The sequence below is a fragment of the Myxococcus sp. MH1 genome (assembly GCF_059738865.1).
In genome coordinates this window covers 5,819,534-5,834,072 of sequence record NZ_AP026947.1, presented here as the reverse complement: position 1 = coordinate 5,834,072, position 14,539 = coordinate 5,819,534, and the positions used below count along the sequence as shown (strand labels likewise).

Sequence of the window (14,539 nt, the reverse complement as noted above, 5' to 3'; positions counted from 1 at the left end):
CATCGGGCCGGGCTCCCCGAACTCACGGTTGCTGCTGGCTCAGCTTCCGACACAGGTCCGCGACGATCCGGAGTGAATCGCGTTGCGTCTGCCCCAGGCTCTGCGCGTCGGTGAACTGTCCGCACACGTTCGGGCCCATGGCGTACATGGTCGTCCGGCTCGACCCACTGGACTCCAACTCGTACGTGCCTCGCGGGATGACCTCTCCGGTCTTCGGGTTCACGTAGATGCCCCCGGTGACGAGGTAGGCCTGTTCCCCTCGGGTGATGACGGACCTCTTCTTGTCCGAGGGCACCGAAAGCCCCTCCGTCGAACGGAAAGCGCGGAGACCGGGTTGGATGAGCCCGTTTCCCAGCATGAACTGAATCAGCGGCGACGGATGCGCCTCGATGCTCGAGTACTGGCCCGTGGCGTCGACCACGTCGGTGAACCGCCGTGTGTGCGAGCGCCCCAGCGCATCTCCGTACGTGACACTCACTCGCCAGACCGGGTCTGTCACAGGATGGAGCTCATAACCCCGTCCCAGCGCGATGACCTCCAGATGACCCGAGCGCATCATGGCTTCAATCTGGAGCGCGTTCCCCAGCGTCATGGGCAACATCGTGTTGAAGAACGTCGTCCGCAGTTCGCGGTCGAAGTACAGGTGATCCTCCGCGGAGAACCACGGGGAGTTCTCACTCCACAACTGGATGGCCGCGTCGATGCACGTCTGCCACTCCACCACTCGCATGTGCTCGTAACCGCCGTACGGCTTCCCCGTGGTGAGCACTGCGGCGATGTCCCGACGCAGCGTCTCCGCCTTGTCCGCGCGCGCCAGGTGCCGCTGCCAGGCTCGGATGCGACGACGCACGGGGGCTCCACGTCGACGGACGCGCTGACGCCCAGCCGCCTCCGCCAGTTCGTCTCCCAGCATCTCCAGGGTGGTGTCGATGGAGAGGAGCCGGCCGCTCCTGCTCGTCTGGAAGGTCTCCTGCAGCCGCTCCGCCGTGAACCAGCGTGGCTGATAGGGCGAGGTTGGCTCACGCCCCCAGACCTTCGGCAGTTGACCCGTTCGGGAGCCCAGGGTGACCTTGAAGCCTTCAGACGCCTCGTATCGCAGACGACCCTCGGTATCCGGTACGAACCGTCCTGTCTTGACCGCGAGCGACAGCGCCGCGTCGATTCCGTTCAGATACGAGCCGAGGATCAGGACGTGCTTGGGGCGGCTCCCGCCCCCCTCCAACACCGCGTCCTGGAGCGCCTTGGCCGGCCACGGTGAACCGTGGACTCCAGGCCGACCATCGATCAGGGACTCCGGCAGGGCCCGGCTCCTCCAGGCCCGCTGTCCATAACCCGTCGCGAGGATCACGTAGTCGGCGGTGACCGACGGCGCGGACGCGAGGCCTATCTCAAAGTGCTCTGCTCGCTGTTCGAGCGTCAGGGCCTCCTGGCCCGTGATCAACTCGACCGAGAGTCCCAGCTCTCGAAGGAGACCCAGCGTGCGCTGGAACTGCACCTGTTGCCGCTCGCCGAAGCTCCACCGGCTCATCTTCGCCGGCAGGCTCGCGAGATGCTCCTCCAGTGCGTTGCGTCGGCTCCACGCGAGGCCTGTCCCGACCTCCGTCTGTGCTTCGATGATGGTGAGCCGGCAGCCTTGCAGCGCACGCTCTCCTCGTGCGAGCCGCTCCGTCAACGCGAAGAGGAACCACCGCGCGGACTGTCCGCCGCCCACGATGGCGATGTGGGGCGTTCGCTTCATGGCGTCTCCGGGACTGATGCGATGGGCGTTCATGTGCTTCCCCGTTCAGCCATTCATCGAGCGCCGCGCGGGCTGCTCCAGGAGAGAGGTGAGGAGGCGTGCGAGTGCCTCGACATATGGCGGACGCAGCAGTGAGTAGTGATCGCCCGGAAGCTCGATGCACTCCGTGGCCTGGGTCGCCAGTGCCGCCCAACCTCGCGAAGGCAGGGGCATTTCTTCGGCATCGGTGGTGTCCGCGCCGAGCACGACCGTGAGGTGCCCCAGCCACGGTCGTAGCGCGTGCTGATGAAGCGCCCTTGAGTTCGCCGTGAAGACCTTCATCAAAGGACGAAGCTGTGGCTCGGAACTCTCAACAGGAGTGCCCGTCGTTCGCGCCAGGTCCGTGGTGAACTCGGCCCACAGGGCGTCGCCTTCAATCGGCGCTCCTCGCGCATAGGACGTGGGGCTGGGCTCGATGAGCACGAGCACCTCCACGGTCTCCCCCTGTTGCTTCAGCTGCTGAGCCATCTCGTACGCGATGACGGCCCCGAGTGACCAGCCACCCAGGCGATAGGGGCCGCGTGGCTGCACGGCGCGGACATGTTGGACGTAGAGCGCCGCCATCTCAGGGAGGGACTCAAGTGGCGGCAGGCGGCCGTCGAGCCCTTGCGCCTGGAGTCCGTAGAAAGGCTGTTGCGAACCCATGTGTCGAGCCAGCTCCGCATAGCAGAGGACATTGCCGCCGACGGGATGCACGCAGAAGAAGGGTGGTCGGTTTCCGCGGGGCTGGATGGGGACGAGGGGCGACCAGGGGGCCTCATCGCCTCGGAGCTTCGTGGCGAGTCGCTCGACCGTGGAGGACTGAAACAGCGCGGAGAGTGGGATTGTCCTCCCCGTACGTTGCTGGAGTTGGGTCATCAGTCGCACGGCCAGGAGCGAGTGTCCGCCGAGCCCGAAGAAGTCGCCGTGAAGCCCGACAGGCCGCACATCGAGCAGCTCTTCGAAGAGGTTCGCCAGCACTTGCTCGAGCGCATCCCGAGGTGCGACGTACTCACGATGGTGCAGATGCGAGGCGTCCGGAACGGGCAGGGCCTTCTTGTCCACCTTGCCGTTCGCCGTGAGCGGGAGCTCCTCCATCGGAATGAAGGCCGCCGGCACCATGTACTCGGGCAGGTGCTTCCCGAGGAACGCACGGAACGAATCCACCTCCAGCTCCTGCCCGGGCGCGAGCACGAGATACGCCACCAGCCGCCTGGCTCCATGCGAATCCTCACGTGCGAGCACCACGGCGGCGCGCACGGCGGCGTGTTGGAGCAGCGTCGACTCGATCTCCCCCAGCTCGATTCGGAAACCACGCAGCTTCACCTGCGTGTCGATGCGTCCGATGAAGTCCAGGTCCCCGGTTGGTAGATAGCGGACCAGGTCTCCGGTCCGATACATGCGCGCTCCCGGCACTGGATTGAACGGGTCCGGCAGGAAGCGATCCGCGGTCAGCTCGGGGCGTCCCAGATAGCCTCTGGCCACTCCGACGCCTCCGAGGAACAGCTCCCCCTTCACACCCACCGGCACCGGCTGCAATGCAGCATCGAGCACGTACGCGCGGACGTTCGCGAGCGGGCGCCCGATGGGCGGTGTTCCCTCGTTCGTCTCGCACTCGGCGAAGGTCGCCAGCACCGTGGCCTCGGTGGGGCCGTAAGAGTTGAGGAACCGGCGCCCAGGCGCCCAACGCGCGACGAGCTCGGGCCCGCAGGCCTCGCCCCCAGAGATGACTGTCCGCAGGGCTGGAAGTCCCTCGGAGGGTGTGAGTGCCAGCGTGGCGGGCGTGACGCTGAGGGTCGTGATGGCCGCGTCCCGTAGGAGTTGGTGCAAGGCCGGCCCTGGTATCGCCTTCTCCACCGGCGCGAGCCACAGCGTGGCTCCAGCGCACAGCGTGGTGAGGATCTCCTCGACAGACAGGTCGAAGCCCAGGTTCGCGAACTGGAGCAACCGGCTGCCCGGCCCGAGTCCGAAGACCTCCGCCTCCTGCACCACCAGATTGCACACGCTCTGGTGTTCGACGAGCGTCCCCTTGGGCCGACCCGTGGAGCCCGATGTGTAGATGACGTACGCCAACGCGCGGCTCGGCAACGCGAGTCCGAGGTCTCCTCCCTGTTCTCTTGAACGCGTCTCCTCCACGAACACCACGTGCCCGAAGGCCCCCGGGACTCGTTCACGCAAGGCCTTCTGCGTGAGCAGCACTCGCGCTCCACTGTCCTGCACCATGAAGGCAAGGCGCTCACGTGGCAGCGTCGGATCGAGCGGCAGCCAGGCTCCCTCTGACTTCAGGATGCCCAGCAGACCCACGACCATGTCGGGGGAACGCTCGACGCACAGGCCCACCAGCACTTCCGGCCCCACTCCGAGCCCACGCAGGTGTCGTGCGAGCCGATTGGCGCGCTCGTTCAGCTCCCGATAGGTCAGCCTCTCGTCCTCGAAGCCCACCGAGAGGGCCTCGGGGGCTTGGCGGACGCGGGCTTCGAAGAGGTGGTGGATGCATGCATCCGACGGGTACTCGGCCCGCGTGTCGTTCCACTCGATGAGTAGCTGTTGCTGTTCCCGTGCGGTCAACAGAGGCAGGGCGCGCAGGGCCGTCTCGGGATGAGCGACCGCTCCCTCCAGCAGGACGCGAAGGTGCTCCGCCATGCGCGCCACGGTGGCCGGGTCGAACAGGTCGACGCTGTATTCCAGCTCTCCCTCGAAGCCCGTTGGGGTCTCGATGAAGCTCAGGGTGAGGTCGAACTTCGCCGTATCGAGTACGGCGGGCATGGGCTCGAACGAGAGGCCCGGCAGGCGCAGGGGCTCCAGGGGCGCGTTCTGGAGCGCGAAGAACGCCTGGAACAACGGACTGCGGCTGAGGTCTCGGGCGGGCTGGATCACCTCCACCAGCTTCTCGAAGGGGACGTCCTGATGCTGGAAGGCGGCGAGGGTGGAAGTTCGTACCTCGGACAACAACTCCCGGAACGACGCGTGTCGCCTCAGCTGGGTGCGCAGCACCAACGTGTTGACGAAGAAGCCGATCAACCCCTCGGTCTCCGCTCGCGTGCGCCCCGCGATGGGCGAGCCGACGGAGATGTCCTCCTGGCCGGAGTACCGAGCGAGCAGGACCTGGAATGCGGCCAGCAACGTCATGAAGGGCGTGGTCCCCTCGCGCTGCGCGAGGGCGAGGACGGCATCGGAGAGCTCGCGGCACAGGTGAACCGGGATGACCGCACCGCGTGCCGAGAGGACCGCGGGTCGAGCCCTATCGGTAGGAAGCTCGAGGACGGCGGCTCCTTCGAGATACTGCTTCCACCACGCGAGCTGGCCCTCCAGCACCTCGCCTTGCAACCAGTCCCGCTGCCACAGCGCGAAGTCCGCGTACTGCATGGGCAGCGGCGGCAACGTGACCCCGTGGCCCGACGCGAAGCCCTCGTACAGGGCTCCCAACTCTCGCACCAACACCCCCATGGACCAGCCGTCCGAGACGATGTGATGCATCGTCAGCAGGAGAATGTGCTCCTGTTCGCCCAATTGGAGCAGGGTGGTCCGCAACAACGGGCCCTTGGTGAGGTCGAACGGACGAAGGGCTTCCTCGCGCGCGAGTCGGGTCGCCTCGGCCTCCCGCGTGGGCAGGGCGCGCAGGTCGACGACGCTCAAGGGGAGGGTGACCTGAGGCGCGATGAGCTGGAGGGGCTGGCCCTGTTCCATCGGGAAGGTGGTTCGCAGGGACTCGTGTCGGACCACGAGTGCCTCGAAGGTGCGCCGGAGCGCGTCCACATCCAGCGGGCCTCTCAGCCTCACCGCAACGGGGATGTTGTACGTGGCGCTCCCGGGCTCCAACTGGTCGATGAACCAGAGGCGCTGCTGTGCGAACGAGAGGGGCACGGGCCCTGCTCGCGGCCGACGCACGAGCGGCGGTGCTTCGACACGGGGGGCGGCCTCCAGACGCTCGGCGAACGACGCCAGGGTCGGCGCCTCGAAGAGGGCCCGTAGTGGCAGCTCCACCCCGAGCCGCGCGCGGATGCGCGAGATGAGCTGCGTCGCCAACAGGGAGTGCCCACCGAGCGCGAAGAAGTCATCCAGCACACCGACACGCGGGACGCGGAGGACCTCGGCCCAGAGGTCGGCCAGGCGCTCCTCGGTGGGATTCCGTGGGGCGACATACTCCGTGCTTGGAAGCAGTCCCTCCGGCGCCGGGAGCGCCTTGCGGTCCACCTTGCCATTGGCCGTGAGCGGGAAGGACTCCAGCGTGATGAGCGCCGAGGGCACCATGTACTCGGGCAGGTGCTCTCGCAGCGACTCTCGCGTGGGCGGTGTCCCCTGTGGATGCACGGTGACGTAGGCCACCAGTTGCTTGTCTCCGGGGCCGTGTTCCCGGACCAGGACCAGTGCATCACGGACGCCCGGGTGACGACGCAGGACGGATTCGATTTCGCCCGGCTCGATGCGGAAGCCGCGCAACTTCACCTGGAAGTCGATGCGGCCCAGGAACTCGAGCGTCCCATCCGCGCGCCAGCGGACCCTGTCTCCTGTGCGATACACGCGACCAGGACCCCAACGGTTCTCCACGAACCTCGTCGCCGTCAGCTCGGGTTGATTCCAATAGCCGCGTCCAACGCCCTCGCCGCCGATCCACAGTTCGCCCGCGACGCCCACCGGGACGAGCTCGCCCCGTGTGTCCACGACATAGGCCGTCGTGTTGGAGATGGGACGGCCGATGGGCACGGATTCTCCGACCTGCTCGGGATGCTCCACCGCGTGACAACACGCGAACGTCGTCGTCTCCGTTGGCCCGTAGCCGTTGATGAGGCGGCGTCCTCCGACCTCCAGGAAGCGCCGGACGTGCCCCGGTGAGAGCGCATCTCCTCCCGCGAGGACCTGTCGGACGTGCGCAAGGCTCCGCGCGTCCTCGTCCACGAACTGGTGGAACAGGCCCGCGGTCAGCCACAGCGTCGTCACTCCGCGCTGCTTCACCAGCGTCGCGAGCTGGCTCAGCGTCGGGTCATGCGGCGGATGGACCACGAGCCTGCCGCCGTTCAGCAGGCTGCCCCAGAGCTCGAACGTCGACGCGTCGAAGGCGAGCGGCGCGAGCTGGAGGAACACCTCCTCCGGACCGAAGTCGGCGTAGCTGGCGCCACGTACGAGGCGACCCACGTTCCGGTGCTCAATCGCGACGCCCTTGGGCTCGCCCGTCGAACCGGAGGTGTACATCACGTACAGCAGGTTGCTGGCGGTGGCTCCACTCTGGGGATTCTCGACCTCACCCGAGGCCTCCACCCACGTCCCGAGCTCCAGCACTTCCCCCAGCTTCTCCGCCACGCCACGGTGTGCTCGCGACGCCACCACGAGCCGCAGCCCCACGTCCCGGGCCATGAATGCGAGTCGCTCCAGTGGGTGGCGCGGGTCCAGCGGCACGTAGGCACCGCCCGCCTTCAAGATGCCCAGCACCGCGGCCACCATCCCGGAGGACCGCTCGACGCACAGGCCCACCCGTGTCTCGGGCTTCACTCCGCGCTCGCGCAGGGCGTAGGCCACCCGGTTCGCTCGCGCGTTCAGCTCACGGTAGGTGAGGCGCTCCTCCTCGAACTCCACCGCGATGGCGTCGGGACGTCGCGCGACCTGCTCCTCGAACAGCTCGTGGACACAGCGATCGCGTGGAAGCTCGGTGGTCGTCGCGTTCCACTCCTCCAGGATGCTCCGTCGAGTCTCTTCGTCCAGCAAACCCAACGTAGAACAGCGCGCCTTGGCAGGCGCTGCACACAGGCGCTCAAGGAGCGTCGTGTACTGGCGTCCGATGCGCTCGATGGTCGCCGCATCGAACAGGTTGACGTTGTAGGTGAAGGCCGCTTCGAGGCTCCCTTTCTTCTCTCCCATCTGTAACGTGAGGTCGAACTTCGACCTGCCGTTGTAGACCTCCATCGGCGTCGCCGTCAGACCCTCGAGTCGCAAGGTGCTTGCCCAGGAGTTCTGGAAGGTGAACAGCACCTGGATGAGGGGAGGGCGTCCCGGCTCTCGCGGCGGCGCAAGCTTCTCCACCAGCATCTCGAAGGGCACGTCCTGGTTCGCGAAGGCCCCGAGTGTCGTCTCCATCACCCGACCGATGAGCTGCTCCACCGTCGGGTCGCCGCTCAGGTCCGCGCGCAGGACCAGCGTGTTCACGAAGAAGCCGAGCAATCCCTCCAGCTCACGGTGCGTCCGGCCCGCGATGAGCGCGCCCACTACGAGGTCGTCCTGCCCCGACAGCCGGGACATCAACACCTGGAACCCGGCGAGCAGCACCATGAACGGGGTCGCGCCCTCGCGCATCGCGAAGGACTTCACCGCCTCCGCGACCTTCGGAGGCAGCTTGACCACGAGCTCCGCCCCCCGGTCCGTCGCCACCACGGGCCTCGGACGGTCCGTGGGAAGTCTCAGTGAAGAGGGCACGTCGGCGAGCTGTTTGCTCCAGTACGCGAGCTGCCTCTCCAGCGTCCCTCCCGTGAAGCGCTCCCGCTGCCAGGCCGCGTAGTCGCCGTACTGCACCGGCAGCTCGGGAAGTGACGCCGTGCGCCCCTGCCGCAGCGCCTCGTACTGCGCCGCGAACTCCCGCATCATCAGCCCCGTCGACCACCCGTCGCTGATGATGTGGTGCATGTTCACGAGCAACACGTGCTCGGCTGCATCGAGCTTCAGGAGCGTGGTCCGGAACAGCGGCCCTCGCTCCAGGTCGAACGGTCGCCGTGCCTCCTCGTCCGCCAGTCTCCGCGCGTCCGCGGTGCGTGCGTCGGGATCACTCCCGGACAGGTCGACCACCGGCATGGCCCACGCCGAGGGAGGGTGGACGCGGAGGAACGCCTCGCCCTCTCGCTCCTCGAAGGTGGTGCGCAGGATTTCGTGCCGGTGCGTGAGCAGCTCGAACGCCCGACGCAGCGCCTCCACGTCCAACGGGCCCGCGAGATGCAACGTGAAGGGCATATTGTACGTCGGGCTGTTCGGCGCGAGCCGGTCTAGGAACCACAGGCGCCGCTGGGCATAGGACACCGGCGTCGGTCCATCTCCCTGACGGCGCGGGATGGTCTGGGATCGCGCCTCCGGTTTCATGGCGCCGTCCTCTCGAGCACCAGCTCGGTGGTCACGCGCGCCGGGTCCGCGAGGATGTCCTCCTGCTTGAAGAGGACCGGGCGGAGCTGCTTCCGCGAGAAGAGCCGGGTCTGGTCGGCGAAGAAGGGCGAGGCAGGGTCCGTGGCCCCGGAGTAGGCCAGCACCGCGTTTGCTCGGGGCCCTTCCCGGGTGAACTCCATCACCATCAGGAAGGAGGCGCCGTGATTGACCAGGTAGCCCTCCGACGTGAGGCCCGTGGTCTCCGACAGCACCTGCTTCCGCTCGGTGCGCGGCAACAGCGTCGAGTTCGCCAGCGAGAAGCCCGCGATGTTCGCCGCGCCCTCGATTCCATCCACGCCTCCGTGAATCGGAATCACCTGCGACCCCTTCCGGGCGAACTGCATGTCACCCAGGCGGGCATCGAGTGGAAGGCCCGCCTCGCGCAGCACCCAGACGGCCTCGCCCAGCTTCTGGAGGATGGGGTCCGGGCCCGACGCTGGGGCTGGCGCCAGTCCCGAGGGCGTCTGCACCGGCCGGCTCGGGTCGAACGGCTCCGCGAAGAGCGGCCCCCGGTCATTGAGCTCCGGGCGCGTGAACCGCCCCAGGAACTCTCGCCAGACCAAGGCCCCCTTGCGGTCGAGCTCCAACCGCCCATCCCATTCCGCGAGCAGTCGACAGGCCTCGCGGAGGTCGATCCGCGCCTCCTTGACCGACACCGTCGTCGCGCCCTGGCAGCGCTGCGCGACAGGAGCCCGGAGCTGCTCCGCGAGCCAGTTGCGGTTGTTCAGGATGGCCTGTTCGAGCTCTTCACGCGTGAAGACTCCATCCGGTCCCGAGGCCGAGTCCGGCCCCTTCTCCGACAGGATGGCGAGGTTCGTCCGCGAGCGGTTGGAGAGCCGGCCTCCCGGGCTCGCGTAGTTCTCGTAAGGGAAGGGGACCGAGGCGAGCAGCTCCGCGGGGTTCGTGTACCGCGCCGAGTCGTTCGCGTTCATCACGAAGTCCGTGCGCGTGAGGCGAGGCGCCTGGTCGACGGGGAACAGTCCTCTGCCCGGACCCGACAGGTCGACCCACTCGTCACGTGATGTGCTGCCATCGAGGAGGATGACGCGCAGGCTCGCGAACCCCTTCACGTCCGGGACCGTCTCCCGGGCGGTGCGATACGCGGCGATGGCATCGTCGCTCAACCGGGGCACCCGCGAGGCGTCCACGTAGCGGGTGTCTCCCCGCGCGCTCGTCATGATGGTGTTGACCCAGGGGATGCCGCGCACGGTGCGGTCCACCTCGGCGAGGTCGTCAAGGCTCTCCGCCCTGTTCATCCGCAGCCACTGCTCCGCGAACTGGTGGTTGTCCTCGTTCGCGTCTCGCAGCGTGTAGGCCACCGTGTCCGTCCAGGGGACCAGGCCGGGCCGCTCGACCATGGGCCCGTAATGCGAGCGCCAGAACGTGCGCGACACCTGGCTCATCTGCCCGTCCGCCTCGAGCACGTCCACCGTGTGCTCCTCGTGCGTCATCCGACGGACCTGCCCGTCGTACAGATACGCCGTGGGATCTCCAGGGACCAGGCGGAGCCGGTACGCAGTGAAGTGGCTCGACGCCGTCACCGTGTGCGTCCACGCCACATTCCGGTTGAAGCCGATGTTGATGACCGGGATGCCCACCAGCGAGGCGCCGTACACATCCAGCCGTCCCGGGATGGTGAGGTGGCTCTCGTAGAAGCGCAGCGCCCCTTCCCACGGGAAGTGGGGATTGGCGACGAGCATCCCTCCGGCACTCCGCGAGCGCTCACGCCCGACCGCCCAGCCATTGCTCCCCAGGCTCGTCTCACGAACCCCCGGAGGCCACCCGAAGGGCAGTGAGGCTTCCTTCGTCGACACGCTCTCCACACCAGGAGGCTGGGCGTTGGCGATATCCCCGAGGAGCGGCTGCAACGTGTCCAACAGCGAGACATCCAGGTGGTACGCGAGCAGGTCCAGGCTGGTGATGGGCTTCACCCAGTTCGCGCCCGTGCACGGCGCGGGCAGTCGCTCCGGCGGGGTCTGCGCCAGGTAGTGGTTGTAGCCCTGTGCGAAGCCCTCCATCAGGTCGCGGACCTCCTGGGACTGACGCCCATACGCGGCCTGGGCCCGGGGCCGCAGCGCGAGGCCCCGATAGACGAGGTCGCTCTCGACGTGGACGTCCTTCTCGCCTCGACCGAAGTACCGCGCCCGCTCACCCCGGACCTTGAGGAACTGGTCCGCGAGCGTGCAGACCAGGTCCTGCGCTTGCGCGTAGCCGTAGCCCGCGCCGAGGCCTCGGTAGTCCGAGGCCGTGATGTGCGGAACCCCATGGGCGGTCCGATGAATCGTGGCCTTCAGCGGCGCGGGCGGCGGCTCCGCCCTCCCGCACTTGGAGAAGGCGGCCATCCCGAGGACGAGCAGGTAGAGGCGCATGGCGGAGTCGGTCGAGTGGGTGGGCGCGACGGCTACGGCTCGATGAACGCGGAGAGGGCGCGGATGGTCGGGTGCTTGAAGAGGTGGGTGATGGACAGCTCCTTGTCCACCGCCTCCCGCAGCCGGTTGAACACGCGCACGACAGAGAGCGAGTCCCCACCAATCTGGAAGAAGTTGTCGTCCAGGCTCACCGACTCCACGTTGATGGCCTCCTTCCACAGCGCGGCGATGGTCCGCTGGAGCTCGGTCCACTGCGCCTGCGAAGGGGCCAGCGTCGTCACGCGCAGCGTCTCGGGCGCGGGCAGTGACTTCCGGTCGACCTTGCCGTTCGGCAGCCGCGGCAGGCTGTCCATCTGGACGAGCTCGGACGGGACGGCATGGCTGGGGAGCTGCTGGAGCGCAGATTCCCTCAGCGCGGTGAGTGACACGCCCGCGTCCGCGACCACGTAGCCCACGAGCCGCTTGTTCTCGCGCTCATCGTCACGAACGGCGACCACGGCCTCGCGGACCGAGGGCAGGCGACTCAGCACGGCCTCGACCTCGCCCAGCTCCACGCGGAAGCCGCGCACCTTGACCTGGTCATCGACGCGCCCCAGGAACTCGAGATTCCCATCCGGCAGGTACCGCGCCAGGTCCCCCGTCTTGTAGAGCCGGGCCTCGGTGTCCTGGCTCGAAGGGTCCCGGATGAACCGCGCCGCCGTCAGCTCGGGGTGGTTGAGATACCCGCGTGTCACCCCCGGGCCTCCGACGTGCAGCTCGCCGGGGACACCGATGGGGACAGGGTGCAGGTGCGCATCGAGCAGGTAGATGCGCGTGTCCGAGATGGGGCGACCGATGGGAACACTCGCGCGCCGCGGAGCCTCTTCGAGCCTGTGCACCGTGCACCAGACCGTCGCCTCGGTGGGGCCGTACTCGTTGTAGAGGGCCGCGGTCGGGATGACCCGGCGATGCTGCTCGAAGAGCCGGGGCGGGCAGGTCTCGCCCGCGACCATGACGGTCTTCAAGGACGCGAGGTCCTCGGGACGGGCCTGCTCCAGCAGGAGCGAGTACACCGATGGGATGCACAGCAGGTGCGACACCCGATGCGCGGAGATCAACCCGCCGAGCACGCCGAGGTCGGGCAGGCCCTCGCCCTCGGGAAGCACGAGCGTGCCTCCCTGGCTCAGCGTCCAGAAGATGCCGGCCACGGAGCTGTCGAACGCGTAGGACGACAGCAGCAGGAAGCTGCTCACGGGCTCGCGGTAGTACGTCCACCTCGCGATGGTGGAGTGCACCACGTTCCGGTGCGTCACCTGCACGCCCTTGGGCATGCCCGTGGAGCCGGACGTGTAGATGACGTACGCCAGGTCGTGCTCACCGGCCAGCGGCGTGGGGCGCTCCTTGCCCTGTCTCGCGAGGTCGCTCCCGTCCACGCAGACCACCTGCGCTCCGTGCGTGGCGAACCGCGTGCGCAGCGAGTCCTGGGTCACGAGGACCGCGGCCTTCGAGTCCTCGAGCATGAAGCCCAGGCGCAGCGGGGGATACGACGGGTCCAGCGGCACGTAGGCGCCACCGGCCTTCAGCACACCGAGCAGCGCCACGAGCAGCTCCGGAGCGCGCTGCAGGCAGACGCCGACGAGCTTTCCCGGCCCGACGCCCAAGCCACGCAGGTGGTGCGCGAGCTGGTTGGCCCGCTCATCCAGCTCGCGGTAGCTCAGGCGTTGACCGGCATGGGCCACGGCGACGGCCTCGGGTGTCCGGGTGGCCTGGTCCTCGAAGAGCCGGTGCAGTGAAGGCGCCAGGGGGAACGCAGCCGGCTGCGTCTGGTTCCACTCGACGAGCAGCCGCCGCTCCTCGGCCTCGGGCAGCAGGGGCAGCTCCGCGAGGGGCCGGGTCCCGTTCTCGACCACCGCGCGCAGCAGCACCTCCAGGTGCCCGCTCATGCGCCGGATGGTGTCCGCGTCGAACAGGTCGCTGTTGTACTCCCAGTGGCCGTGCAGCCCGTGGGGCGTCTCGTCCATCACCAGCGTCAGGTCGTACTTCGCGGTGACGCTCCCAATCTCCAGGGGCGAGAGCGTCAGCCCCGGCAGCGTCAGGTCCGACGCCGGCATGTTCTGCAGGATGAACATGACCTGGAACAACGGGTTGTAGCCGAGGGAGCGCTCGGGCTTGAGCGCGTCCACCAGCTTCTCGAAGGGCAGCGACTGGTGCTCGAACGCGGCGAGCGCCGTGGCGCGCGTGCGCTCCACCAGCTCCTCGAAGCGAGGGTTGCCACCCAGGTCCCCGCGCAGGACGAGGGTGTTCACGAAGAAGCCGATGAGCTGCTCCAGCTCCGGCTGCTCGCGGTTGGCCACCACCGTGCCCACGGGGATGTCCGTCTGACCCGTGTACCGGTGCAACAGCGTCTGGAAGGTCGCGAGCAACGTCATGAAGAGGCTCGCGTTCAGGCGGCGGCTCAGCGCGGACAGGCCCTTGCTGACCTGCGCATCCAGCGTGAAGTACTCCCGCGCGCCCGCGAAGCGCTCCGTCTCCGGGCGTGGATTCGCGAAGGGCAGCGTCAGCAAAGGCGGCGCGTCCTTCAGTTGCCGCGTCCAGTACTCGAGCTGCCGCTGGAGCACGTCGTCCTTCATCCACTGGCGCTGCCACACCGCGTAGTCCGCGTACTGGATGGGCAGCTCGCGCAGCGGAGACGGTCGGCCCGCGCTCAGCTCCCGGTACAGCTCCGCGAGCTCTCGCTGGAAGACGCCGATGGACCAGCCGTCGAGGACGATGTGGTGCACCACCGTGAGCAGCACGCTCTTGCGCGCTCCCAACTGGAACAGCGTGGTCCGCAGCAGCGCGCCCTTCGTGAGGTCGAAGGGACGGCGGGACTCGGCGTCAATCAATCGCTGGAGCTCTCGGGACTGCTCCGCCTCCGCGAGCCCACCCAGGTCGACGACGTGCAGCCGTGTCGCCACCGTGGGAGTGATGATCTGGACGGGGCCCTCGGCGCCCTCGGCGAAGGAGGTGCGCAGGACCTCGTGGCGGCGGACGATCTCCTGGAGGCTTTGCTCGAGGACCGCGACGTCGAGCGTCCCTTCGAGGCGCAGCGCGGACACCTCGTTGTAGGCGTGGCCACCGGGGCGGAGCTGCTCGAACAACCACAGCCTGTTCTGCGCGAGCGAGACGGGGACCGGCGCCTGCGGGTCCGCGCGCCGGGTGATGCGCGGCGACTGCGTCTGAAGTGCCTCCTGCTTCAGGGACTTGAGAACCTGCGCGCGCTTCTCCGGCGAAAGGCTGTTGAGCAGCTCGAGGGTGTCCTTGGTCGCGGTCATGG

At 68.1% G+C, this 14,539-nt stretch carries 4 protein-coding genes; all 4 read right to left on the bottom strand.

Translation table 11 applies throughout. From position 1 onward, the window contains the following. Positions 1-22: 22 nt before the first annotated feature. From AC6JA9_RS22770 to AC6JA9_RS22755, 4 genes are read right to left on the bottom strand one after another with little or no spacing between them, the layout of a single operon-like run. Positions 23-1,738: an FAD/NAD(P)-binding protein gene (locus AC6JA9_RS22770; protein ID WP_497957824.1), complete on the bottom strand. Its 1,716-nt coding sequence runs from the start codon at positions 1,736-1,738 to the stop codon at positions 23-25. Between the two features lie 45 nt (positions 1,739-1,783). Continuing rightward, a complete protein-coding gene (locus tag AC6JA9_RS22765) occupies positions 1,784-8,815 on the bottom strand; it encodes an amino acid adenylation domain-containing protein (protein ID WP_497957823.1) in 7,032 nt (2,343 codons plus the stop codon). Then, a complete protein-coding gene (locus tag AC6JA9_RS22760; RefSeq protein WP_497957822.1) occupies positions 8,812-11,244 on the bottom strand; it encodes a penicillin acylase family protein in 2,433 nt (810 codons plus the stop codon). Before AC6JA9_RS22760 ends, AC6JA9_RS22765 begins: the two co-directional genes overlap by 4 nt. Positions 11,245-11,276: 32 nt before the next feature. Beyond that, the gene (locus AC6JA9_RS22755) at positions 11,277-14,537 is read right to left on the bottom strand and encodes a non-ribosomal peptide synthetase (RefSeq protein WP_497957821.1); all 3,261 of its coding nucleotides are present in this window, start codon (positions 14,535-14,537) and stop codon (positions 11,277-11,279) included. Between the last annotated feature and the right edge of the window lie 2 nt (positions 14,538-14,539).